A 24,739-nucleotide genomic window follows, 5' to 3' on the forward strand; every position below is an offset into this window, starting at 1 on the left:
CACACTCATCCCTCATAGAGGGACGAATGTGTAATCCGTGGTTCCACCCAAATTCCCATAACGCGTATTCGCTTTATGGCTCTGGTGCCGTAACGTGGCGTAGACGGTATTGGATACTGTAATGTTCCCCAATACAGCTCAAAGGTGGTAAGATAGCTTTTCTGCGTTAGGAAGATTTCACCGTGACTTCCCTCTCTGTGAACCGATAAAAGCTACTCATGTCCTTTTCAAAGCAATCATGCTATAAAAGTAAACAAAAAAACACACCCATCCCTCATAAAGGGACGAATGTGTGATCCGTGGTTCCACCCAAATTCCCATAATGCGTATGCGCTTTATGGCTCTGGTGCCGTAACGTGGCGTAAACGGTATTGGATACTGTAATTTCTCCAATACAGCTCAAAGGTGGTAAGACCATTTTTCTGTGTTAGGAAGATTTCAGCGTCACTTCCCTCTCTGGTAACCAGTAAAAATGGCTCATGTCCTTTTCTTCGCTTTTAATTTCTCCATATCTTACATGATGATGATGGATCATGTAAAGGATTATTTTGTGCAGTGATAACGAAATTCATTCTTTAAATGTAATATTGTGTGTATTCACTTGGGCTGTATTCAATTTGAAACGCAGGAGATAAGGCTCGTTTCACTTCTTCAGTGATTCGCTCTCCTTCTTGATTGAACTTTCTTTCCATGTCTACACCATTTGGCAGCAAATCATCGGTTTCTTCGTCAAACCAGCGGCCATACTGTATATTCCAATTCCATAACTTTGAGAAAAGGGTATCACTCATTGGTACATCATCTCTTTCTAAATGACATTGACAATGCCCGCAATGAAAAGGTTCACCACCGTAATCTCCTTCAATTTTCACAAAAGGATGATCCTCAAACTCTCGACAGCACACCCATTTTTTGAAGTTCTGACCGAACTCTGTCAGTTTAATCGAGTAATAACGCATGGAAGTTCTTTTTCCTTTCATGTCAAACATCCCTTGATCAATTAATGTCTTCAATCGATATTCAATAAAATCATCGCCGATATACTGATCTAAATGACCAATGACTTCTCCTATTAAGCGTGGAGTGACGATATACTCCTCTTCTGGCGCGGACTGATGAAGCCGCTTAGCCATTTTCACTAAATAAGCATCAAATTCATCTTCTGGTACGCTGATCACTTGTCCTTTTTGCCATATCCGCAGCATATGATTTTCTTTAGCAAGTGAAAGCCATTCGTTTTGTAATCTTTCTCTTTCTTCTTTTGTCACTGGGTGAATATGCTCTTTACTCTCATACAAAATTTTAAATTTTTCAGATGCGATTTCTCCGGAATGTCGAAGGATCATTCTTCTTGTATTCGTATTGAACAGCTGATCAAATGCTGTCGTTATATTGATTACAGACAATTCAATGCTTTTCTCTTTTAATAAATAGATGGCATATCGCAAGGCAATTTGCTCATGTGCATTACTGCCTGTCCAGATGAGTATACGACTGCCAGCTTTTATTTCTTTTATTTGCTGAAGCATTCTATGCTGATCGTTGACCATGTCGTCAAAATAGCCAAATTCATTTGACATCACGTTACGCAGCCATTCTATACGGTTCGCTTGTCCTTCATGTTCGTGTAAATGTAGAAGTGGTCCAATTGAATAGATATCATCAAAAGCGATGACATCATCTATTTGTTTTTGCTTCATTTCACGTATTGCTTGTTTTAAACTACCGGCAGCTGCCGCCCCAAATATGATATGTATCATCATTCGTCTCCCTTTATCTTACATTTTATTTCATCTTCACCTATTCATGGTTCTTTCGTCAATTCTATTGAGTCAATTTCATTCAAAAGTATGACAAGGAGATGATTAGATCTTTACAGAAGTAATCATGGCAGAACAGTGGAAGCTAGACTTTTACGAAAAACAAAAAGCCCCACGAAATGGGGCCATTTGCGTACAACTCTCTGAGACTTTCTTTCCGATTGATTTATCGATAGAAATCTCCTCATAAAAGGAATGTAGATCATGCTCTAATTCACAAATTCCCCTTCACAATCGTTCTTTTGGCTTTCTTAACAATTCTGCTAGTCGCTTTTGTATCAGAATCCATTGACCACTGTTCGCACAGGTTTCGTACCCAATCAGGCTGTGTTTTACTAGCGTCATTCAGCCAGTTTCCTACAGAATCTTGAACATATGTTGATGGATCAGATTTGAGGTGATTTAGAATTGGCAGTGCTCTTTCTGGCTCCTGTTTTAATAACTCAATATGCTTTGTCCATACACCTCTTGGACGGATTGCCTCTACAGAGAATCGACGAATATTTTCATCCTCACTTTTTGCCCATTCTGTTAAATATTCTATACTTTGATCGAGCTGCTGACTTAGACTTTCTCTCACTGACATCCAAGCAATTTCGCGTACACCAAAATGATGATCAGCTGCAAATGGCTGAATGTACGCTAGTTTCTCTTCTAAAGAGGATGAATGCTGTTTGTTCATATAAGCAGCCCAGCAGCGGACGCTATCAGATATGTGACAACTGCATGCCTGTATGACTTCCACTCTTTTTTCCTCATTTTCTTCCTGCAGCATTTCATCTAACAAATGACCGATAAGACGAATCGCTTTCATGCCTGACTCCGCTTTTTGTTTGGCGATTTCTGCTGAAAGATCGATTAAATGTTTGTCTAAACCAATGGACGGCAAAACATGCTGTAATAGAGTCACATGATTGACAGCCAGCCATTCAGTTAAATTGACACTCTCTAACTCTCCCTGATTCAAAAGAATCAAGACGTCATGAGGAATGTCACTCCCCTTTCGAGCGCCTTTACGATTGATGATCTTCTCACTTATTGGCATTATGTATTCTCTCCTGTCTAGTAGTACTTTTGTTTGACATACATTTTTAAAATAATTTATTATTCACCCTTAAAAAGCTAGTGTGAAATTGATCCCTTCATTCTTTGGATATTTACTCCTATTGTAGCAAATAAACTTCTCAACTGGTGCATTCTTCAAATCAAAAAAGGAACTACCGAAATAAGTAGTTCCCTCAATACTAGTAAATCTATGTTACCTTCCTTGCTCCATCACCTTCAAACTCTTATGCTGAGAAATTCGGTCAAATGCCACCATCAGAATGGTCATGAGCAAAGCGAGAAGAACCGTTCCAGCGCTGATCCAGCTGAGGTTCAATATAGATGTCCTGCTCAATACAAGCCCTCCTACCCCCGAGCCTAAAGCAAATCCAAATTGAATAAATGATGTATTGACACTTAATGCGATATCAGGAGATTTCGGTACAAGTGTGACAAGATATAGCTGCTGAGCTGGCGATGTGCTCCATGTAGCGATCATCCATATCATGATAACAGCCACCATGACCACGAGATTCCCTGTGACAAATGCTAGTAGCATGAGCATCATGATTTGCAAGATGATGCCAGAAAAAATCGTGAAGATTGGCCCTTTTTTATCTGCTGCCATCCCTCCAAGGCTTGATCCTAAAAAGCTGCATATTCCCGCTAGTAACAAAATGCCACTGATTTCTGTGATGCTTAGGTTGGCTGATGCTTGCAGGAAGGGCGTTAAATAGGTAAATAAAGTCGAATATCCCCCTACATAGAATAACGTGACTGCCACTGCAAGCAATATTCGCTTGTCTTTTAAAATCGATAATTGCATACGAAGCGTCACCGATTCTTGTTCTTTCATAGAGGGGATTCGCCTGTACACAACAATCAGCGGAATAAGCGTGATCACTCCAATGGCTGCGAATAATGCTTTCCATCCGATCATACTGCTGAGAAATGTGCTGATCGGCACTCCTAGAACCAATGAGCTGCTTAATCCCATTAAAATGATGCCAATCGCTGTTCCTCTTTTTTCCCGTTCCACAAGACGAGTGGCCACAGCCATTGCCACCACAATGGCCGTCCCTCCACTAATTCCTTGTAAAACCCTTGTCATCAGCACCATTTCAAACGAATGGCTGACACTTGTGATGATATTACTTAAAGTAAAAATGATCAGCATCCATGATAATATTTTTCTGCGGTCGATATTGATGGTTAGTGCAATGACAATCGGTGCGCCGATTGCTGCTGAGAGCGCTAAGGATGTGACCAATAAACCAGCAGCTGATGTCGTGACCTGTAAATCATCTGCGACCATTTGAATAATCCCTGTAATGATATATTCGATTGTTCCGATTAAAAAGGCTGCTAAAGCAAGTAAATAAACAACGGCTTTATTTTTCATCGTGACGTTTCTCCTTTGGGCAATGTTTACACTTCATTTTTTATAGGAATTTGAATTTCAATGAGTCTTCCTTCTTCATTTTCAGACAATGGGTAATAAATCTCTCTGCCCGGCTGATCTTCTTTCACGCGGTATCCGTTATTTTCGATCCATGTCGCCAGGTCAACACAAGCAGTTTGTGCAGATGGAGAATGTGAATGAAATAAGAGTGTCGCCATGGTGTCTTCTGCAGGTAACGTGCGAATTGTCATTCCCTGAGGAAGCGAGCATCTTAACGATTTGACGGAATACCCCACCTCAAATTCGAACTCACTTTCTTTATCCAGTGATTCTCTCCATAGCACCACTTGTGGTCCCGAGATCGATTCTTGTTGATGTTTATGTAATAAATGATGAAACATTTGAAAGAATGAAGGGATTTCTTCAACAGTTCCGTTGGATTGAAAAGACATGATGCGTTTGCTTTCAACCGATTTGATGATGACCTCCTGCTCTTTTTCAACACAACCCTCTCGTTTGATGAGGTGCATCCGCTCCTTAATACGCGCTAATTTCTGCTGTTCTCTCTCGATCAATTGCTGAATCTCACTTTCTTTCAAGAGAAACATGCCCTGAATCTGCTCGACAGAAATATCTTCACGAAGAAGCTGACTCATTTGCTTTAACGTAAAGCCTAATTCCTTGTACAGAAAAATCCGATTAACCTCAAGCAGCTGCTCAGCTGAGTAATACCGGTATCCAGATTCTTGATCGATCTGTTTAGGTTTTAATAAATCGATCTGGTCATAATACCTTAAGGTTTTGACAGGGACTTTACTTAACATAGAAAAATCGCCAATCTTGAACATCCTGCATCTCCTCCGTTTTGTTGATCTGATCAAAGTATAAACCTTTCAGTAAAGGGGAAAGTCAATAGAAGATTTTAAAATACAATTTATTCGCATATAAAAAAGCCCTATCTCAAATAGGGCTCGTTGTTTGATGAATTTTATTTGTCCTCCAAAATATGTTTAGCCGCTTCTAGTGCTGAAGCTGCTTTAGGCCATCCGATATAAAAACTAAGATGAGTGATGACTTCAATCAATTCGTTCTTGGTGACACCATTTTCTTTGGCAAGATGTAAATGGTATTCCAGCTGATTCAGACTGCCCGTACTTACTAAAGCTGAGACTGTAATCATACTGCGATCTCTAAGAGAAAGTTCCTCCCTTCTCCATAAATCTCCAAAGAGAACTTTTTCTGAATACTCAACAAATGCTGGAGCAAAATCTCCGAGAGTGAATTTTACAGTTTGCTTGATTGGTTGATGCATAGCTATTTCCCCTTTCAATCGTTCCGTTACTTGATCATCTGCGCAAGCCCTTCTCCAAAGGACCAATTTTCCAAGCCTGTCTCAATCAGCATAATGAATACATTTTCTTTTGATATATGGAGTTTGTTATACAACTGGTCAGCTATTTCCTTATATAAAGATTGCTTCTGTCCCTCGGTTCTTCCTGAACCACATGTAATTTGGATATATAAAAGACGATGATCTCTTTCATGACGAACAAGATAATGGGGATCAAAAAAAAATTCTTCTTTCTTATGTGAACTGAATACCTGAAAGTAGTCTTTTTTAGGAACTTGAAATTCTTTTATCAGAGCCTTCATGATCGTTTGGCTAATAGAAGTTAAGCTTTCTTTATCGTACTCATCTTCCATATAATTGACTTTTACAAATGGCATGTATGTCATCTCCCTTTTTCTGTCTCACTTCATTTTACATCCCAATACTCGTTTTATATAATTGAATAATATATAAAAATGTATTCATATATCGAATGGAGAATATTAGAAATGGACCTAAAAGAGTTAAAAGCATTTCAAGCCGTGATTCAGGAAGGGACCTTCTCAAAAGCCGCTCAAAAATTGAATTATGCACAGTCGACCATAACGAATCAGATTAAACGATTAGAAAAGGAGTTAGGATTTCAATTGTTTGTAAGAGGATGGGAGGCTGAATTAACCCCTTCAGGACAATTGTTTGCCAAAGAGATTGATCAGTTGATACTCCATTGGCATTTTGTATTAGAGCAATCACAAAAACTCCAAAAAGAAGAAATCGGAACCTTGAATATAGGCGTCATAGAACCAATTGCTGTCTCTATTCTTCCTTCCGTCCTTCAAACATTCAGAAAGCAAAAACCGAATATCACATGCCACTTTATCATCGGTAATACAGATTTCCTTCACAAGCAGCTCCTCCAGGGGGAGATCGATTTTGCTATTGCAGGGGAACCTGTGATGAACACACTTCCGTTTGAGGAGTTGTACAAGGAGGAAATGTCTTTTATTATTGCAAAACAGCAGGCAGATCAAGTTGGAACGATCTCATTGATCAAGGAACTTTATGAACAGCCTCTGATCATAGGCGGGGAAAGTTGTTTATATCACATGAAGTTACAAAAGGAACTTTCAAGAATAAATGTGGAGCCCTTCACTTATACCGTCAGCCAGATTTCAGCCATTCCATCATTTCTAAAGGGATTTCCCTCTGTCGGCGTCGTCCTTTCCTCTACCCCATTATCAGACGAGTTTGTGAAAATTCCAATTGAAATGGAGGACCCTTTTATCCCGATAGGAGTCTTAACTCATAAGGACCCCCATCTCTCTCTGGAAAACACCAAGCAGCTGCTGCTTAATCTATTTCGTCAAGAAGCGGAGCAATTCACATGCTCGTGATCTCGTATCAAAAACAAAAAACCTAGATTTCATACATCTAGGTTTTTTAATCTTTCAAGCCATTTCAAGATCGCTCCACTTTTAAAGAAATTGAATATGGCTCCCTCACTAAATCGCTCAGCTCTCAAAACCCCCATGATGAGAGCAAGTACACACTGTGCATTTAAATTTGAAATGTCCACATGCTCCATATCGTTCGTTCCCCATTCAATGCCATTTTCTTTGAGGATTTCTCTATAGTGGATAAGTTCCATTTCTTGATGCTGTTCTGCAAAGGTATAGACATCTTCAATAAAGCGTTGGACCGTTTCTGAATAATTCACAAAAGGCATCTGGATTGGGCGTTCAGCTATTCCATCATTTTCTTGATCGATCACCCATTCTCCGATATGATCCTCCTGAAGCTTCGGTATGTATTTTGTCAGAATCTCAAATTGACTCATCGTTATCCTCCTCTATTTTTTTAGAATGCTTTCAAGTCCGACAATAATAAAAGGAAACATTTTCAGGCCATGTATCGTGCATACAGGAATGACATTAGTTCAGAATTAAGCTGGAGCCTTCAAATAGATCGAAGGCTCCATTTCCAACTAAATTGCTTTAGCTAAAATCATAAATCGGTGTTGTTTTGCGTCAAAATAACCCTTTTGTTCAATGGTTTTATGAATGGTGTATAATTCATCCTTGAAATTACTTATTTCAAAACCTGGCACTTGCCAAGGAATTGCTTTTAGATAATACACCAATGCTCCGATATCATAAAATCTTAGAATGGGGAACTCTTCAGCACTTTTCAACACCTCAAAATGATTCTCCTGTATCTCTTTTAAAGCTAGCTTTAAGTTCCAATCAATAAATTCTTCATTTATTGGTACCCTTAGATTCTCATTAATCTCTATGCAATCGAGTCCACCGACTTGTTGAGTTAGAAAAATACCTTCTTTCGAGATAATTCTTCTCACCTCTTGAGATGAAAATGACTCATGTTGATTGATGATAAGATTAAATTTTCCAGTCTCAAACGGCAAATTTTCATCATTAGAAATTTGAACTACCTTAACTCCTAAAGGGGTTAATCGTTCTTTTGCGACAGGTACATTAGGTAAGTAACCTTCTGTAGCATAAACTGATGTTGGAAAAGGTCTTAATTTTGATAAAAACTCTCCACCACCTGTTCCCATGTCCAGCATTGATTTTGCACTTTGAACAAGAGAAGTAGCTATACTACCATATGACCATGAAAGCAACTCACTTTTCATTCTTCCAGTTTCAGATATGAATGAGAAATCCCACCCAACAAAAGGTTCATCTGCTTGTTTTATAAATGAAGAAAACTGTTTGTCATTCATCATAATCCCTCCAATTATCATTTTGCAGTTTTAATGATTAAATAATAGGTGGGCCTCTTACGAATATATAAAGTTGTTATATTTCATGTTCTTTTAGTCTCATATTCAATAACTCCCTGTAAGAATCTTGATTTTTGACATTCATTCCAAAATTCATTCAACTGATATTTGAGTAAGACATGATTTTGTTTGAGAATCGAGAGTTCATGATGGATGTCTCATTATAGAGGTCTAAGTACAATGATAGAAGAGAATACGAAAAAAGAGCTTAGGAAAAAATAGATTGTTAGTTAAAGTAAAACCCCTCCTGTTGGAAGGGTTTTTTCATTTAGTTACTGCCTTTTCTATTGCTGTTTTCGGTCCACCAATTTCGTCTGCTGTGGGTCCATATATAGTTGGAATCGTTTGAATGCATTTTGGTCTATCATAGCTGTCATTCCCTTTTTATTTAAGAGATAAAGACACTACACACTCCACATGAGCCGTATGCGGAAACATATCCACTGGTTGCATGTATTCGATTTTGTAGTCTTTTGACATGTATTCAAGGTCTTTTGCTAGTGTGGATGGGTTGCAAGAGACGTAGACAAAGCGTTTTGGTTTGACTTGTTTGACGGTGTCTAAGAAGGTGCGCTCGCAGCCGGTTCTTGGCGGGTCGACGACGATGACGTCAGGACGGAAGCCTTCTTTGACCCATTTTGGCAGCCAATGTTCAGCTGTTCCTGTCACATAGGTTGCGTTTTTCAGGCCGTGTTTTTTGGCATTTTTCTTCGCGTCATCAATTGATTCTTTGATGACATCCATTCCTCTTACTTCTTTTGCGCCATCTGAAAGCCACATCCCAATGGTCCCAACGCCGCAATACGCATCGACAACCTTTTCTTTGCCTGTCAGTTTGGCCGCTTTTTTCGCTTCATCGTAAAGCTTTAGCGTCTGCTTCGGATTCAATTGGAAGAAAGCACGTGCACTCAATTCAAATGAGACGTCTCCTAAAAATTCTTGAATGACCATATTGCCAGCTAGGTGAGATGTTTTATGGCCGAAGATGACTGACGTTTTTTCGCCATTGATATTGTGCATAATAGACGTCACTTCTGGCAGACGTTTTTGAATGGCTTCGGCGATTTCTTTTTTCTTTGGAAACTCAGGCTTTGATGTGACAAGGACGACTTGGACTTCACCTGTTTCAAAGCCAACACGCACAACAATCGAGCGTACGTCGCCTTTTCTTGTCCGCTCGTTGTAGACAGATACGCCGAATTTCTCTAAAGTTTTGCGGACGACGCCTGTTGTTTTGTTCGTTTTCGGATGCTGGACGATACATTCCTTGATTGGGACAAGTTTATGGGAATTCAGCCCATAAAGCCCTGCGATGATGTCGCCGCTATGTGATCTTCCGACTTGGAACTGACTTTTATTCCGATAGTGCCATGGATCTTCCATACCGATTGTTGGTCTAATGTCGATCTTTTCAACCGACAGCTTTGTATGACGCTCCATTGATTGAATGACAATATCGCGTTTTTCCTTTAACTGCTGCTCATACGCCAAATGTTGAAGCTGACAGCCGCCGCACTCTTCGTATACTGGGCATGGCGGTTTGACTCGATGTTCTGAGCGCTTGCGGACTTTCCTCACCGTACCTTCTGCATATTTCGCTTGAACATTCGTTGCTTCAACTACTACTTCCTCACCTGGAAGTGCACCTGGGACAAAGACCACTTGCTTTTTAAAATAACCGACCCCTTCCCCATTAATTCCAAGGCGTTTAATGGTAAGCGGGAACTGCTGTCCCTTTTGCAGAAGGGCTCCTTGCTGTTTTTCTTTCACGTTTATTCTCTCCGTTCTATTTAAACCTTTATCAGTTGTCCTCATTTTATTCCATCTGAATAGTATATCACGACTTGGACGAAGAGCGAAAATGCCTTTCAATTATTTATCTGTCTCTATACTTCTCCATAAATAAAGGGAGGCGTAGCTTAAATACGGTGCCCACTCCTTGCTTAAAACTGCCATCTCTTCTTTTGTTGGCTTTTCTGGCAGGTCAAAGTGACGTTTGATCGCATTTTGAATCCCGATATCTGCCATTGGAAAGAGATTTGGTCTTCCAAGTCCATTCATGAGGACATTTTGAACCGTCCAAGGTCCAATCCCTCTAATCGGAAGCAGACGTTCTTCAATTTCAATATCCGTTAAGTCGTGTAATTCTTCTAAATTCAGAGAGCCGCTCACTATTCGCTTTGAGACATCAATCACATATTCCGCTTTTCGCTGACTGAATTGCAGTTTTCTCAAATCATCGGTTTCAAGTGATGCAATGGTTTCCGGTAAAGGGTCAAACCAAACGCCGTCGATTTGCTCACCATACGTATGAACAAACCGTTTCGTCAGCTCATAAGCAAATGCAAGATTGAGCTGTTGATGAATGATGCATTTCATCAAGCAATGATATAGATGGAAATCCAGCATAAGCGGCGTTCCGATATGACGTTCAAAAATGGGCGCAAGATTTGTTTGAGCAAAATGGTCATGCACGGCATGTAATTGATGCTCCATGCCAAATATCCGCTTCACCTCAGAAAGGATGGCTTCCTCCGGCCCGTTAGCCTGTACCCGGAACGAAGGTGCTTCTTTTGTTCCTGTCGCTTGAACGACTGCAATGTACGGTTTATGATTCAGCCTCATCGGTACTTTGATTTCTCTTTTATCCAGATCGACCGCCTTTAATGGATCGCTCGACAAACGTCTCAGCACTTGATCGAAGTGATAGGGCGGTTCAACCAATAGGTGTTTTTCCCACATGTTTTTCCTCTTCCTTTCTGTCAACACACGCAGATGTGATTGTTTCACTTTGCATGAATGATTCTCTATATTGAATACTTTTAAATATAAAGAGTACAAGAATTTATCAGTTATATCTTCCTTATTTATGGTCATTCTCCTTTTGGATAGATGAAAATTTTTAGTCGAATTTAGCTAAAATTCGACAGCAATCTTCAACATTTTAGGATCATTTTCCTTAAATTAGAAATAGAACCTATGGGTGATATCTTCTATTCCAAAAATATTTGTATAATTATGACATATCAAGGAGGTGAACAAAGGAATTAGCGGATTAGGCAATCATTTGTTTCATCTTGCAGGAACATATTTACCTCATTGATAACCGGCTTCACCTAGTTTCACGTTTTACTAAAAGAAGACCCAAAATTTAAAAACAAAGGAGATCCGACCAATGAAAAAAACAATTCTTTCTGTTGCCCTTGCCACTGCTGTTTCTTCGACACTACCAGTATTCGCTGACGCTGCTGAGCAAAAAACTGCTCCAGTTTCAACAACTATTCAGCAAACTGTGTTAAACAAAGCTGCTGAAGGTAAAGCAACGACAAATGCGACAAATGTTAACATTAACTTTGACGTACTTGGAATTGCCAATGCATTAATTAATGCTGCAAATGCTAACACAAACCGTGAAGGCTTTGTCAAAGGATTAATGGAGTCTGCTTTCTATGCTGCTGGCGCAAAATACAATGTTATGGTATTTAACTTAAGCCAAGGCTATGAGACTCGTTTCAACGGTGTTAAAACGTTTGCTACTGTTAAATACGGAAGCATTACGTACGGAGTTTGGGTATTTGAAAATGGATCTTTCACAAACAAAGGTGATGGCGGTTACATCAACTGGGCATTTAGAGGTTGGTTCGACCGTAACGGTGGTTTCGTCAACTTCCGTCGTCCTTAATTCTCGCTTTATCCATCAATCATACACGCACATTGGACCGATCTCAGCGATGAGATCGGCTTTTTTATGGTGAAAACGTATAAGTTCACCGCTGCTGCTTCATGATATAATGCAAGTCTGGAGGGGTGCACATGCTGAAAAAACTTGCAGTGACAAAAAACGGCGACTTGATTGAACATGCAACATTGCAGCAGCTTTCAAGCCCCGATATTGCCTGGTATTGGATTGATTTTTATGCGCCAACGGAAAAGGAAGCAGCACTGTTAAAGGAATTTTTTCAGTTCCATCCGCTTGCGATTGAAGATTGCTTCCATTATTTACAGCGGCCGAAGCTTGATTTTTATGAAGGGTATTTATTTTTCGTTCTTCATGCCCTCAATCAAAAAACACTTCGATCTGAGGAAGTCGACCTGTTTGTTGGAGAAAACTATATCGTTACTTTTCATTTGAAGGAAGCACCCTACATTGATCGAGTCATTCGAAAGCTCAAAGGGTCTGATAAAGCACGAGAGAGCGGTCCAGAGCATATGGCTTATATGCTGATTGACCAGCTCGTCGATGATTATTTTCCTATTATTTATCAAATTGAGGACAGGCTCAATGAAATCGAGGATGAAGAAGGGCATAAAACGTATGGTACATTAATGAACGAAGTATTCGGGATTCGATCCGATTTGCTCAAACTGCGCAGAACCATTATCCCGATGAGGGACCTCTTATATCGAATTGTGAACACGAATATGATGAAAAGCGATGCAAACCGGCAAGCATATTTTAATGATATTTATGATCATCTATTGAAACTAACAGAGATCGTTGAGTCAAACCGTGATATGACAGCCGATTTACGAGACAGCTATCAAACACTAAATTCCAATCGAATGAATGCCATCATGATGACACTGACCATTGTTTCGACGATTTTTATTCCACTGACCTTTATTGTTGGGGTGTATGGGATGAACTTTGATAACATGCCTGAATTACACTGGAAATATGGCTATTTTGGCGTACTGATTTTCATGGGTTTGCTTGTCTCAGGGATGCTTTTGTGGTTTAAACATAAAGGATGGTTTAGGATTTTCAAATAGTTTTTTGAGAGAAGTACTTGAAAGGGAGATACTATGGAAAACTGGATTCCACTGACAGACAAAGAACTAAAGTACGCATGGAAAACATTTGATCAAAAGTTTAAATTTAACCCAAGCATCTCTCGCTTTCCCGGTTTTCAAGCACCATCTCCTTACATCACATATGATATCTCTGCTTATTTCGAGGACCCTTCTCTCCTAAGTGGGGATGAAGACCTTGAAAAGAAGGCACTGCTGTCTTTTCAGGAGAATATCACCGGAACCGGCGAATATATGCAGGTACTTGATTGGCAGCACGAATGCTATTGGATCACACCATACGGCTCATTTGAAAAAGATGAATTTGGAGAATGGAGAGTTCCTGTGCTCCCAAATGGAGATGACTATTTCTTTTTATCAAAAGAGATGACCTGGGGTTTACTAGGACATCCTTGGGAGCAAAGCATCACGATTTTCGGTGAGGGCTTGATTGACTCCTTTACTCGTCATCGTCCCCTTTTGTTCCAGCGTAAAATAAGAGAAGGATAAGTCAAAAAGCTTGCAGTGTCTGCAAGCTTTTTCTATAGCTGAGGGAGATGCCATACTTTTTCAAGCATGAGATCGTCTAAGCTTTTAAAGGTATATCCTTGTTTTTTTAAAGCAGTGATGGCATCATCAAGTGCCTCGGCATTGTCCCTTGAGACGGTATGAAGTAAGTAAATGGCACCCGGATGCGCCTGTTTCATCATTTGATTGTACGCATACTGTTTTCCTTTTTGATGGTGGATATGCCAATCTACAAACGCTACTGACCAGAAAACGGTTTGGTAGCCAAGCTGTTTCGTTTCCTTTAGTACCCTTTCACTGAACACCCCGCGCGGTGGACGAAGGTAGAGGTTATCTTGTTTTCCTGTGATTTTGTATACCGCTTCATTGACACGATCCAGCTCTTCTTTGATTTCTTTCGTGCTCTTTGTTGTTAAATCTGGATGGTGATAGGAATGGTTTCCAATAATATGACCTTCCTCTGCCATACGTTTGATGAGCTTGGGCTGGTCCTTTACGAAGTGCCCAGTCACAAAAAAGGTGCCGGGTACTTGATGTTTTTTCAGCACGTCCAAGATTTTGGGTGTGTACCCATTTTCATAGCCATTGTCGAAAGTAAAATAAATCTCTTTCTTTTTCGTATTTCCTAAATAGAAAGCATCATATTTCTTTAAGAGTGTCGTCAGTTCCTTGCCGGCATCTGCTGGCATGTGCTCTTTGCTTTTAGCAAATCCCCAATGAATCGGCTGATTAGACACGGCTTCTAAGTTTGAAAAAGGCATCGATACAAAAAGCGCACATAGACAGATCAGTATGCATTTTTTCATTTACGTCACTTCCCGGTTTTTCTTCTATTGTGCAGAATATACCGGGTACTCATACACTTTTTGACCTGCCAATTTAAAGAAAAAAGCCCGCATTAGCGCGAGCTATTCTTCCTTCCAATCGGTTTTAAACCGTTCATATTTCGCTTCTAGGTCGTCAATCATCTGGATGAGTCTGTCTATATCCTCAACGTCTGTGGATTCAGGATCTAATGAATCAATCACATTCATAAACATATCTAATCGGTTCTTTAAATAATCAACCTGCTGCTCTTTGCTGTCTGCTGCCTTGCCCATAGATACACTCCCTTTAGCATTTGTTTATAGCTTATCTTTTTTTCCTTTGTAAATCAATTGTGTCCCCTCTTGCGTATAACGGTGATGGGGCTTAAAATTAACTGTTGGCGGGTCTATGTTTGCCCGAATGAAAAGGAGATAGATACCATGAACCAAAAAACAGCACTTCGTCCGATTACACCTGCATTCGACCCTTGGGAAGCCTATCTCGATGTGCAGGATTACGGAGAAATGAAGCTGACAAATATTGAATTGACGACAACGACGTTGTGTAACATGAGATGTGAGCACTGTGCGGTTGGCTATACTTTGCAGCCAAAAGATCCGAATGCACTGCCACTCGATTTACTGCTTCGCCGTTTAGATGAAGTACCACTCTTGCGTTCCCTTAGCATCACAGGCGGAGAGCCGATGCTGTCTCTGAAATCTGTACGGGAATATGTCGTTCCTTTATTAAAGTATGCCCATGAACGCGGCGTCCGTACCCAAATTAATTCGAATTTAACACTTGATTTGGCTCGATATGAAGAGATTATTCCATACTTGGATGTCCTACACATTTCACATAACTGGGGGACGGTCGAAGAGTTTGCTACGGTTGGTTTTGCAATGATGGACCGAAAGCCAACCTTTGAGCAGCGCGAGAAATTGTTTAACCGCATGATTGAGAATAGTCAGGCCCTTGTGAAAGCGGGTGTAACCGTATCTGCTGAAACGATGCTGAATAAGCGTACGCTTCCTTATATTGAACACATTCATCGTCAAATCGTGGACGAGATGAAATGCCAGCGCCACGAAGTTCATCCGATGTATCCAAGTGATTTTGCGAGCGCCCTTGAATCATTGTCGCTTCCACAAATGCGGGATGCGATTCATCAGTTGCTCGATGTTCGTGATGAGAACACATGGATGCTGTTTGGCACATTGCCATTTTATTCATGCAGCACAGATGAAGAAGACCAGCGCCTCTTGACTCGATTGCGTCAAGCGAAAAATGTGACAGTACGAAATGACCCTGATGGCCGTTCACGGTTGAATGTGAATATTTTTGATGGGAATATTATTGTGACAGACTTTGGCGATACACCACCATTAGGAAATATTGAAACCGATACGTTGCAATCAGCTTATACACGCTGGATGAACACAAAATTGGCAAAAGAACTGAATTGTCATTGCCCAAGTGTGCAATGCCTTGGTCCGAATGTTCTTGTGAAAAACAGTTATTATCAAGATGTTGATTTTACTTCTCGTACAGCCAGGGGGTAACCGATAGATGGACGAAACATTTCTGACAGTGGTCAAGAACAAATACATTGAAATTCTCCTTGTTGGCTTCATTCTTTGGCTTGCCGTCTTTATGATCAACAAAGCGCTTCAGATTTTCTTTAAACGAACTGAATTCATTGAAGATAAAAAGAAAAAAACGATTGAGAGCTTGGTCAAATCGGTTTCAAAGTATACAGCTTCCATATGTTTTGTCTTATATGTGATTTCTCTATTTTTTCATGACTTTGGGAAGATTCTTGCGGGGGCTGGTGTTGCTGGAATTGTCATTGGTTTTGGCGCTCAGACCTTGATTCGTGATATTTTAGCCGGCATCTTCCTCATTTATGAAAGGCAAATTCATAAAGGTGATTATGTGACGGTCAATAATCTTTTTAACGGAACCATTGAAGAAATTGGTCTCCGGTCTTTGCAAATTAGAGAATGGAGCGGCAAGCTTTTAACCATTTCAAACGGAGACATTCGTCAAATCCAAAACTACAATATGCACTACATGCGTATCACAGAGTCAGTCTTGATCAGCGCAAACCAAAATCCTGATATTGCTTTCAAGGCGCTAGAAACAGCATGTGATCAGTTAAATCAAATGCATCATGATTTACTGAAAAAAGATGAATTCCAAAACGCCATTGAACCTTTTCAGGTTCATGGCATTATGGGGCTCAATAAATTGAATCGCGGGATTGAGATCACCGTAAAAGGAATGGTCGAGGATGAAAAATACTTCGAAGCCGCCCTCGCTGTGCGAAAAGAAATGATCACACAACTTCATCAGCATGATGTGAAATTGCTTGAGGATCTCGTCTATCCACAGCCTGCAAAATAACCTCATTTGTGATGGGGTTATTTTTTTGATTGTTTTTAGTTAACCGGTTAATTATAATATTATATAGTTAACCAATTAACTAAAAGGAAGGATGTTTACATTGAGAAAAACTGAAGCGATTTTTTTTATTAAGCAAATGTATCAAGAGGTGTTAATCCAATTAGATATAGAAAAGGTGGAGACTTATTTTTCTTCAGATTATCAGCAAGTCACTGATGGAAAGGTCTCTTCCCTTGAAGAATTTAAAAAGCATCTCTCCACATTAAAAGTCATGACCAAACAGCTCGACATCCCCGCCTTTCATGATATGTTGTTTGATGAAGAGACTCAGCAAGGGTGTTTTCGTTACACTGTACATGTTGAGCTGTCCACAGGAGACCACGGTCTAATAGATGTGATGGCGTTATTTACTTTATTAGATGGTAGAATCATTCGGTGTGATGAGCTGACTAGACCGCATGAGAAAAATAAGACGCTTGAACAACTTGGACATATCAGCTAAGAAATTCCTTTCATTTCAGCCCTCTTACTTCTATCCTCTTGACTGATTCATGTATAATAGAAAGCAGATTGATTTCATGCAGCATGGGGACCCTCATACTGTGTATTTACTAATTGAAAGAGAGTGAATAAGATGGGTCGTAAATGGAACAACATTAAAGAAAAGAAAGCATCAAAGGATGCCAATACAAGTCGTATTTACGCAAAATTCGGGCGTGAAATCTATGTGGCTGCCAAGCAAGGTGAGCCAAATCCAGAATCAAACCAAGCACTTCGTTTTGTCCTAGAACGTGCAAAAACATATAGTGTCCCAAAACACATTGTGGACCGTGCGATTGAAAAAGCAAAAGGCGGCGCAGAAGAGAACTTCGATGAGCTGCGTTACGAAGGATTTGGTCCAAACGGATCTATGGTGATCGTTGATGCCCTGACCAATAACGTCAACCGCACAGCGTCTGATGTTCGTGCAGCATTTGGGAAAAACGGCGGAAATATGGGCGTCAGTGGATCTGTTGCTTACATGTTTGACCAAACAGCGGTGATCGGTGTCGAGGGGAAAAGTGAAGAAGAAACGCTTGAACTTTTAATGGAAGCAGACATTGATGTACGTGACATTATGGAAGAAGATGATACGGTGATCGTCTACGCTGAACCAGATCAATTCCATCAAGTTCAAGAAGCGTTCAAACAGGCAGGCGTAGAAGAATTTACTGTAGCCGAAATCACAATGCTGCCTCAAAACGAAGTGACATTAGATGATGAATCGAAAGCACAATTTGAAAAACTCATCGATGTATTAGAAGAGCTTGAAGACGTGCAGCAAGTTTATCATAATGTGGATTTAGGGGAATAATCAGCTAAGCCATCGTAGTTGTTGGATTCATTCAACTTCCGCGTTGGCTTTTTTATTGTCTAGGTAAGGTTTACGTTCTACTCAAGACCATGTAATATGAAGAAACAGTCGTTTCCACAAATAACCAAGGAGCTGAGTTTCATTTTTAAAACATGGTGGTTTTCGTATTATGGCTTTATGATCCTCCCTTTTATTGGCCTATGCTTAATTTTCAACAATTTGACGATATTCACTAAAGTCTTTCTCTTTCTTTTCTTTGTATGGTTTTTATATAACGCCTTTGATTTTTACATTCATGAAATGAAAAAGAAAAAAGATAGGACATCTTAATCAAAAAACAGTCATCTCCCCTTGGTAAGAGGAGATGACTGTTTTTAATTCATCCCTTGAAACCCAAACGTCAGGTGATCCTGAACAGGAATCCAAGCGCCGATTCCTTGTGAGGTCACATTTTTTACGACAAGTTTGCGTTTATTTCCCTTGAGCACAAGATACACTTCTCCGTAAGTAACCTTTCCTTTTTCGTTAATGGCTGGAGCGTATGCATGCAGGGATGCTGCTTTTTTCGGAGATACGTGGTAGGACTGATCTCGCTTTGTTCCTGCACCAATCACTGTGTCGAAGGCGAGCGGAAGTTTTGTTTTTTGGATGGCTTTTTGCATCATCAATGTTTTCACATCTTCTGGGTTTGGTACTTTTGCTGTGAGCCCTCCACTTACTTTTACTTGTTGCTTTTGCACATATTTGCCGATGGCTGTTTTGTTTCCGCCTCTATTATCAATGTGATTCGTGTTCACTTTTTTGTATTCCCAATTGGCGACGGTTTCGTTTGAATCATAGCTAAGTGCCCATCTTCCAAGAAAAATCGTTGCCCTGTAGCCAACTGCTAGCGGTGTACCTGATATACTGGATTCATTCAGCATTTTAATTAAATGTGTATTTTCAATTGGTACACTTGTTGTTTTAAATAATTCGGCCGTCAGCTCGCTCGGCTGTAGCAGCGGTTGATCTTGTGACGCATTTGGATACGTATTTTCCTTTGAGATACTGGCGACAGACGATGGCACCTTAAACGGCTTTGCTGCCTCGGCTGGAAAACTGTATAGGAAACTTAAGGATAAGAGAACAACAAACATGATGCGGGGCATCTTTTTCATATCATCACTCTTTCTCATTCATTTTTCCATAGTATTTTCCCGAAAGACGTCCCTTATCCACAAAAGATTATAAAAGGAAAAATCCAATCGCCATAATGAAATAGGCAGCGAGCAATGTAGCACCTTCAAACCAGTTCGTATCCCCATCATTTGAAAGGATCACGGTTAGTAAAACAGAGGATGCCATGGCAATGAGTTCTGGTAATGAGAAGATCAGTGGCATTTGCTTTTCAAAAAACAGAGAGCTGATCACAAGGATCGGTGCGACCATCATGGCGACTTGAAGCGTAGAACCGAAAGCAATTTCGACCGCGACATCCATTTTGTTTTTATACGCCATAATGACAGCAGATGCGTGTTCTGCTGCATTACCGACAATCGCAACAATGATGACCCCGATAAACAGTTCACTCCAGCCAAACTGTTCTCCGACTGTGTCAAATGTATGGACGAGCCGCTCTGAAATATACGCCACAGCAATTGTCGCAAGGAGTAAAATCGCCGTGGCAAACTTCCCAGACCATTCTGGTGTTTCTTCTTCCGTCGCTGCTTCTCCTTCCGTAATTTCCTGCTTGGCAACATAAACACCTCTGTGGCTGACCAGTTTGAAATAGAGTGCTGCGACATAAAGCAAAATCATCACGATGCTAATGCCGATACTTAAAACAAATTGACGATCTTCTGCCATCCCTATGGAAAAGACTTCTGGAATGACAAATGCCACAATAATCGCAAACATAAGCAGCCCAGAGTTATGCCTTGCATCGTGGACATTGAACTCTTGTCGTTTAAATTTCAATCCGCCAACGAAAAAAGACAATCCAGCCACGAGCAGTAAATTGCCGATCACTGAGCCAGTGAGTGAAGCAAGGACAATGGCGGTGAGTCCTTGTTTTAATGCAAAAAATGAAATGATTAATTCCACTGCATTTCCAAAAGTAGCGTTTAATAACCCACCAATTCTTGGTCCCGCTATAATGGCAAGACTCTCTGTCGCTCTTCCCATATAACTTGCAAGACCGATGATGGCGATACAATAGACGGCGAACATGACAGCCTGCGGAAAATGAAGAAAACTACCAATTACAGATAATGGAACACCGATTGCGACAATCACAAGAAACAAACGATTCATACAGCCAATCTCCTTTACATCATATCTGACTGTTATTCTTTCGTGAGTGCCGGCATCATATACATTTAGATTCGTTCGTGTGAAAGGGTGATATCAATCGTTCCTTTCACGGATTGCACCATGGAGCAATGCTTCAACGCAAGTTTCATTACTTTTTCCAGCTGTTCATCAGAGGTGCTGATGCTTTCAAAGATCATATGTAAATGAATATGAGTGATTTTGTTTACAGTTCCTTCTCTTGTCGTTTCAGGCGTAATGGTCAGTCCTTGATAGGATATTCGTTTTTTCCGGCATACATGAATGACCATTTCTCCAAAACAGCCCGCAATAGCCGAGGTGAACAATTGATACGGCCTGTATCCCGCTTCTTCATTTCCTGAAATATGTAGCTGCCTTTGATCAGCATTAGCGACCCACCGATCATTTTCGTATATCAGCTTCATTCCTTTTCCACCTTTCTATTGAAACCCCTATGGTTCCATTGTACGATGAAAGCATGAACTTGTAAGGAGCTTCTTATGTCGAGAATTCATTTTATGATTTTAATTTTACTTGTATCCGTATCTGGTTTTTCACAGGGAGCGTTACTGCCAGTTATTTCGATTATTTTCGAACATGCCGGCACTTCCCCGACGTTAAACGGACTGCATGCCACAGGCTTATATCTCGGCGTGCTGCTTGCGTCTCCTTTTATGGAAGCGCCGCTGCGCCGCTTCGGATTTAAACCATTGATCGTCATTGGGGGCGCTGCTGTCTTTTTAAGTTTATTTAGTTTTGTCTTTATTGAATCTTATGCCGTCTGGTTCTTCTTGCGGCTGATGATCGGCATCGGTGATCATATGCTTCATTTCTCCACACAGACGTGGGTAACCTATGCCTCTTCATCTAGAAATCGCGGGCGAAATATTTCATTGTATGGGTTATCCTTTGGACTCGGTTTTGCCGCTGGCCCTTTTTTAACACCACTCATTGAAATCAATCCATCCTTGCCGTTTATTGTGTCTGGTGCAGTTAGTTTGTGTATTTGGCTGCTTGTGTTTGTTTTAAAAAATACATATCCTGATACAGGTGAAATGCAGACGTCAGAGCAGACAAATAGTTTGAAGCGCTTCAAGAAGGCGTTTCAATTTGGCTGGGTAGCGTTTATGATGCCGTTTTGCTATGGCTTTTTAGAAACGACGCTCAATAGTAACTTCCCTGTGTATGCGCTGAGAAGCGGGGTGACGATAGATGCTGTTGCGTTTATTTTACCTGCGTTTGCGATTGGGAGTATTGTTTTTCAGCTTCCTCTCGGGATGCTGAGTGACCGTTTCGGCAGACGACGCATGATTTTAGTTGTGACACTCGTCGGTTCATTCTTTTTCCTTTTAGCAGGGATTTTCATTCAGTCCGTTTTGGCTGTTGCGATCTGTTTCTTTATCGCAGGTATGGCTGTAGGTTCGACCTTCTCACTTGGCATCAGTTATATGACGGACTTATTGCCAAAGCATCTGCTGCCTGCTGGGAATTTGATGTGCGGGATGGCGTTTAGTGCAGGAAGTATTCTCGGTCCGGTTCTTGGCGGATTCTTTGTGCAGACGTTCGAGGGCATGAATTTACTTTACCTTGTCAGCATTGTGATTTTATTTGTGTTTTGTTGTGTTCGATTTGGGAAGACGCTGGCAGTGGTTGAAAGTAACTAAATGGAGGATCTATTTTGTTTACATTTAACATTTCAGATGACTTAAAATTGGCGTGTTTACAAGTAGCAGATGCAGAGGCATTATTTGCACTTATCCAGCAGAATAAAGATCACTTGGGAGAGTGGCTACCATGGGTGAATCACTGTCATCGCATAGAAGATGTTCAATCATTTATTCAATCTGCCCGCACTGCCTATGCTGAAAAAAAAGATATAGAAGCGGGTATCGTATTAAACGATCAATTAATCGGTGTATTCCGCATGACGTTTCAGCATCCGATAGGCAATATTGGGTATTGGATTGGTGAAGATGCGCAAGGGCAAGGTATTGTGACCAAAACAGTGAAATGTATGACAGATGCCTTTGCTCCAGAAGTCGATGAATTTGAAATCTTTTGTCCTGTTGGGCATGTCAGAAGTGAACGTGTTGCGATGAAAGCGGGCTTTCAGCTCGATCCAAACTATCAGCCAAAGCCTGATTCAACTTTTCTCCTGAAGCGTTATATATGGAAACTGAATCATTAAAAACTCCCCTGCACCTATGCAGAGGAGTTTTTTCATCTAGTGATACCCATTTTGCCCATTCGCACTTCCGCTTGTTTTGTGCTTTGGCTGATGGCCTTTGTTTTGTTTTGTGTTGCTTCCGCCTTTTTTCGATTGTTTAGACATTCGGTATTCCCCCATCCGTCAAGATTGAACATGTTCGTTCTTCTTTAGGATGCCCAGATTTCTTCACACCTTGCCTGGTACGATTTTACGCTTATGTAAAAGCGCATTGAGCTCGCCGCCGAGGATGATCATAATGCCGGTTAAATAAAACCAGATCATTAATATAATGATTCCCCCAATGCTTCCGTACATCGCACTATAGTTAGCAAATTCGCCTACATAAAATGAGAACAGCATGCTGACGAGAATCCAGCCAACAGCTGCGAATATGGCACCCGGCAGCACAAATTTCAATTTCAGCCTAATGTTAGGGGCAAAATAATATAGGGATGTAAAAACAATCAGTAAAATCAGTGGACTAATAATCCACCTCATGGCTGTCCAAATGGTGAGAAACGCATCTGACTGCCCTACTAATTTGGCAACGAATAAGCCAAGCTCTTTTCCAAAGACAGGCAGCATCAAGGCAAAAATAATCGTAAGCACCATCGCAATGGTTAAGATAATCGATGTTAAACGTACGAGAATGAAGGAACGATTTTCCTCGACTTCGTAAGCATGGTTAAATGCTCTGACAACCGCATTAATACCGTTGGATGCAGACCAGAGTGCCGCAATAATCCCGAATGACAACAATCCGCCGTTACGGTTATTCAGCGTCTCTTCGGCAATGGATTCAATCATCGAAAGCGCTCCCTCTGGCGCATAACCAGAAATGACGCTTAGAACATCCTTTGATGTCAGCGGCAAATAACCAACAAGCGTCAGCACGAAGATGAGAAACGGAAATAATGAAAGCAAAAAGAAATACGCAAGCTCAGCTGATTTTGCTGGTCCTTCATGCAGCAAAAAGCGTCCAATTAACGCTTTAACAAAACCCATACGCCTCATCTCCAATGATCAATCTTTCTGTTTCTTTTGAAAGTGATCCTTTGTTTCTTCAATAATCTCTAATACCTTTGGTGTTGTTTCCTTTAACTGATTCACCTGTTCATTCAGAAAAGACAAATCATCTGAGACCGTTCTCATCAATTGCTTCGTTTCTTCCATTTTTCCCTTTACGCAAGCAGACATCTTGCCAGGTTCCAGGCGGTATTCATCCAGCTTTTGCTGGCAGTCATTCCATTTTTCTTTCAGTGCAGTTCTTGTTGGACGATGAAATAATGTCAGCAATATGCCGCAGGCTGCGCCTATAACAGCTCCCCGAAGCACGATTTGTTTGTTCTCTTCCATCTCATCTGATCTCCTTTCAGTTAAAGGTGTCTCTCTTTTTTTACATACGTCAAAAAACGATCAATTCCTGTTTCAATTAAATCATGTACTTCCTCAAAGTTCCCAGTGTAATAAGGATCTGGCACATCGTCTCGATCGTCGTCTTCTACAAAGTCAAGAAGACGGCCAATAAAGTGATGTTTTCCATAGCCAGCTAAACTGCGGAGGGCGCCTACATTTTCAGCATCCATCGCAATGATATAGTCGTATGTGGTGATATCCTTATCCATGATTTGTCTTGCAGTCATTCCTTCATAGCTGATACCCTTTTCATCAAGCAGCTTTCGTGTTCCTTCATGCGGAGGACTGCCTTGATGCCAGCCGCCAATGCCTGCTGAATCAATCACAAAGTGTTCACTCAGCCCTTCGTCTTCGACTCGTTTTCTAAACATCGCCTCTGCCATCGGTGACCTGCAAATATTGCCGAGGCACACAAATAATACATGAATCATCCTTCATTCTCCTCCTATCTTTTCCCTAAGAATCCCTTTGGAAAACCTTTTCTCTATCATATCAAGCCCTTTTTCTTTTGGAAACTTT

Annotated in this window: 28 protein-coding genes and 2 other annotated features; of the genes, 10 read left to right on the plus strand and 18 right to left on the minus strand. The window is 40.7% G+C overall.

The features are described 5' to 3' along the window. Positions 1-15 precede the first annotated feature (15 nt). Positions 16-240, minus strand: a binding site (T-box leader). A 37-nt stretch (positions 241-277) separates the two neighbouring features. Beyond that, positions 278-501, minus strand: a binding site (T-box leader). A gap of 74 nt (positions 502-575) precedes the next feature. The 6 genes from FBF75_RS18195 to FBF75_RS18220 all read right to left on the minus strand — a co-directional run bounded on the left by FBF75_RS18195 (position 576) and on the right by FBF75_RS18220 (position 5,994). Beyond that, a complete protein-coding gene (locus tag FBF75_RS18195; protein ID WP_056703346.1) occupies positions 576-1,760 on the minus strand; it encodes a DUF1835 domain-containing protein in 1,185 nt (394 codons plus the stop codon). Positions 1,761-2,034: 274 nt separating this feature from the next. Further along, positions 2,035-2,865, minus strand: coding sequence for a DNA alkylation repair protein (locus FBF75_RS18200; RefSeq protein ID WP_056703342.1), 831 nt, complete (start codon positions 2,863-2,865; stop codon positions 2,035-2,037). Positions 2,866-3,078: 213 nt separating this feature from the next. Continuing rightward, complete coding sequence (locus FBF75_RS18205) at positions 3,079-4,266, minus strand: MFS transporter (RefSeq protein WP_116307639.1); 1,188 nt, start codon at positions 4,264-4,266, stop codon at positions 3,079-3,081. A 26-nt stretch (positions 4,267-4,292) separates the two neighbouring features. Then, complete coding sequence (locus FBF75_RS18210) at positions 4,293-5,114, minus strand: MerR family transcriptional regulator (protein ID WP_099496393.1); 822 nt, start codon at positions 5,112-5,114, stop codon at positions 4,293-4,295. A 140-nt stretch (positions 5,115-5,254) separates the two neighbouring features. Beyond that, a complete protein-coding gene (locus FBF75_RS18215; RefSeq protein WP_046526907.1) occupies positions 5,255-5,578 on the minus strand; it encodes a carboxymuconolactone decarboxylase family protein in 324 nt (107 codons plus the stop codon). Between the two features lie 26 nt (positions 5,579-5,604). Further along, positions 5,605-5,994 carry a tautomerase family protein gene (locus tag FBF75_RS18220; protein ID WP_065460026.1) on the minus strand — a complete coding sequence of 130 codons (390 nt, stop codon included), beginning with the start codon at positions 5,992-5,994 and terminating at the stop codon, positions 5,605-5,607. Positions 5,995-6,105: 111 nt separating this feature from the next. Between FBF75_RS18220 and FBF75_RS18225 the strand changes: the two genes are divergently transcribed. Then, on the plus strand, positions 6,106-6,990 hold the full coding sequence (locus tag FBF75_RS18225) for a LysR family transcriptional regulator (RefSeq protein ID WP_058214335.1): 885 nt from the start codon (positions 6,106-6,108) through the stop codon (positions 6,988-6,990). Positions 6,991-7,019: 29 nt separating this feature from the next. On the opposite strand, the gene FBF75_RS18230 is transcribed toward FBF75_RS18225, so the two are convergent. The 4 genes from FBF75_RS18230 to FBF75_RS18245 form a co-directional block, all read right to left on the minus strand. Beyond that, a complete protein-coding gene (locus FBF75_RS18230; RefSeq protein ID WP_058214336.1) occupies positions 7,020-7,433 on the minus strand; it encodes a DUF6508 domain-containing protein in 414 nt (137 codons plus the stop codon). A 147-nt stretch (positions 7,434-7,580) separates the two neighbouring features. Then, positions 7,581-8,342: a methyltransferase domain-containing protein gene (locus FBF75_RS18235; protein ID WP_377837153.1), complete on the minus strand. Its 762-nt coding sequence runs from the start codon at positions 8,340-8,342 to the stop codon at positions 7,581-7,583. A 441-nt stretch (positions 8,343-8,783) separates the two neighbouring features. Continuing rightward, positions 8,784-10,169, minus strand: a complete 1,386-nt coding sequence (rlmD, locus tag FBF75_RS18240; protein ID WP_411266128.1) for a 23S rRNA (uracil(1939)-C(5))-methyltransferase RlmD — start codon at positions 10,167-10,169, stop codon at positions 8,784-8,786. Between the two features lie 102 nt (positions 10,170-10,271). Beyond that, complete coding sequence (locus FBF75_RS18245) at positions 10,272-11,141, minus strand: DNA-3-methyladenine glycosylase family protein (protein ID WP_017358802.1); 870 nt, start codon at positions 11,139-11,141, stop codon at positions 10,272-10,274. Between the two features lie 433 nt (positions 11,142-11,574). On the opposite strand from FBF75_RS18245, the gene FBF75_RS18250 reads away from it, so the two are divergent. From FBF75_RS18250 to FBF75_RS18260, 3 genes are all read left to right on the plus strand, one after another. After that, on the plus strand, positions 11,575-12,081 hold the full coding sequence (locus tag FBF75_RS18250; RefSeq protein ID WP_007496625.1) for a hypothetical protein: 507 nt from the start codon (positions 11,575-11,577) through the stop codon (positions 12,079-12,081). Between the two features lie 131 nt (positions 12,082-12,212). After that, positions 12,213-13,172, plus strand: coding sequence for a magnesium/cobalt transporter CorA (corA, locus tag FBF75_RS18255; protein ID WP_007496624.1), 960 nt, complete (start codon positions 12,213-12,215; stop codon positions 13,170-13,172). A 33-nt stretch (positions 13,173-13,205) separates the two neighbouring features. Continuing rightward, positions 13,206-13,700: a DUF2716 domain-containing protein gene (locus tag FBF75_RS18260; protein WP_136945054.1), complete on the plus strand. Its 495-nt coding sequence runs from the start codon at positions 13,206-13,208 to the stop codon at positions 13,698-13,700. Between the two features lie 32 nt (positions 13,701-13,732). Here FBF75_RS18260 and pdaA read toward each other — a convergent pair whose 3' ends face one another. Next, the gene (gene pdaA, locus FBF75_RS18265; RefSeq protein ID WP_136945055.1) at positions 13,733-14,524 is read right to left on the minus strand and encodes a delta-lactam-biosynthetic de-N-acetylase; all 792 of its coding nucleotides are present in this window, start codon (positions 14,522-14,524) and stop codon (positions 13,733-13,735) included. A 102-nt stretch (positions 14,525-14,626) separates the two neighbouring features. Further along, a complete protein-coding gene (locus FBF75_RS18270) occupies positions 14,627-14,818 on the minus strand; it encodes an SE1561 family protein (RefSeq protein WP_003218031.1) in 192 nt (63 codons plus the stop codon). 147 nt (positions 14,819-14,965) lie between these two features. Between FBF75_RS18270 and yfkAB the strand changes: the two genes are divergently transcribed. From yfkAB to FBF75_RS18290, 4 genes are all read left to right on the plus strand, one after another. Then, complete coding sequence (gene yfkAB / locus FBF75_RS18275) at positions 14,966-16,087, plus strand: radical SAM/CxCxxxxC motif protein YfkAB (RefSeq protein WP_017358799.1); 1,122 nt, start codon at positions 14,966-14,968, stop codon at positions 16,085-16,087. 7 nt (positions 16,088-16,094) lie between these two features. Further along, positions 16,095-16,931, plus strand: a complete 837-nt coding sequence (locus FBF75_RS18280) for a mechanosensitive ion channel family protein (protein ID WP_061418371.1) — start codon at positions 16,095-16,097, stop codon at positions 16,929-16,931. A gap of 91 nt (positions 16,932-17,022) precedes the next feature. Then, positions 17,023-17,433, plus strand: a complete 411-nt coding sequence (locus tag FBF75_RS18285; RefSeq protein WP_240692412.1) for a nuclear transport factor 2 family protein — start codon at positions 17,023-17,025, stop codon at positions 17,431-17,433. Positions 17,434-17,565: 132 nt separating this feature from the next. Next, positions 17,566-18,285, plus strand: a complete 720-nt coding sequence (locus FBF75_RS18290) for a YebC/PmpR family DNA-binding transcriptional regulator (protein ID WP_007496614.1) — start codon at positions 17,566-17,568, stop codon at positions 18,283-18,285. Between the two features lie 374 nt (positions 18,286-18,659). Here FBF75_RS18290 and FBF75_RS18300 read toward each other — a convergent pair whose 3' ends face one another. The 3 genes from FBF75_RS18300 to FBF75_RS18310 form a co-directional block, all read right to left on the minus strand. Continuing rightward, positions 18,660-19,442 (minus strand): YfkD famly protein, encoded by a 783-nt coding sequence (locus FBF75_RS18300; protein WP_017358796.1) that lies wholly within the window; start codon positions 19,440-19,442, stop codon positions 18,660-18,662. Positions 19,443-19,509: 67 nt separating this feature from the next. After that, positions 19,510-20,577, minus strand: coding sequence for a calcium/proton exchanger (cax, locus tag FBF75_RS18305; protein WP_046527359.1), 1,068 nt, complete (start codon positions 20,575-20,577; stop codon positions 19,510-19,512). Between the two features lie 65 nt (positions 20,578-20,642). Continuing rightward, positions 20,643-21,020 carry an OsmC family protein gene (locus FBF75_RS18310; protein ID WP_041090698.1) on the minus strand — a complete coding sequence of 126 codons (378 nt, stop codon included), beginning with the start codon at positions 21,018-21,020 and terminating at the stop codon, positions 20,643-20,645. 75 nt (positions 21,021-21,095) lie between these two features. On the opposite strand from FBF75_RS18310, the gene FBF75_RS18315 reads away from it, so the two are divergent. Next, entirely contained in the window at positions 21,096-22,259 is a 1,164-nt protein-coding gene (locus tag FBF75_RS18315; RefSeq protein WP_136945056.1) for an MFS transporter, read from the plus strand. A gap of 14 nt (positions 22,260-22,273) precedes the next feature. Beyond that, on the plus strand, positions 22,274-22,783 hold the full coding sequence (locus FBF75_RS18320) for a GNAT family N-acetyltransferase (protein ID WP_058336526.1): 510 nt from the start codon (positions 22,274-22,276) through the stop codon (positions 22,781-22,783). A 207-nt stretch (positions 22,784-22,990) separates the two neighbouring features. On the opposite strand, the gene FBF75_RS18325 is transcribed toward FBF75_RS18320, so the two are convergent. The 3 genes from FBF75_RS18325 to FBF75_RS18335 are packed head-to-tail and all read right to left on the minus strand — an operon-like array spanning position 22,991 to position 24,651. Beyond that, complete coding sequence (locus FBF75_RS18325; RefSeq protein WP_017358792.1) at positions 22,991-23,809, minus strand: YihY/virulence factor BrkB family protein; 819 nt, start codon at positions 23,807-23,809, stop codon at positions 22,991-22,993. Positions 23,810-23,827: 18 nt separating this feature from the next. Beyond that, the gene (locus FBF75_RS18330; RefSeq protein WP_007496597.1) at positions 23,828-24,160 is read right to left on the minus strand and encodes a hypothetical protein; all 333 of its coding nucleotides are present in this window, start codon (positions 24,158-24,160) and stop codon (positions 23,828-23,830) included. A gap of 20 nt (positions 24,161-24,180) precedes the next feature. Continuing rightward, positions 24,181-24,651 carry a low molecular weight protein-tyrosine-phosphatase gene (locus FBF75_RS18335; RefSeq protein WP_017358791.1) on the minus strand — a complete coding sequence of 157 codons (471 nt, stop codon included), beginning with the start codon at positions 24,649-24,651 and terminating at the stop codon, positions 24,181-24,183. Between the last annotated feature and the right edge of the window lie 88 nt (positions 24,652-24,739).

It is taken from the genome of Bacillus sp. S2(2019) (assembly GCF_005144805.1).
In the GTDB taxonomy this organism is placed as follows: domain Bacteria; phylum Bacillota; class Bacilli; order Bacillales; family Bacillaceae; genus Bacillus; species Bacillus altitudinis.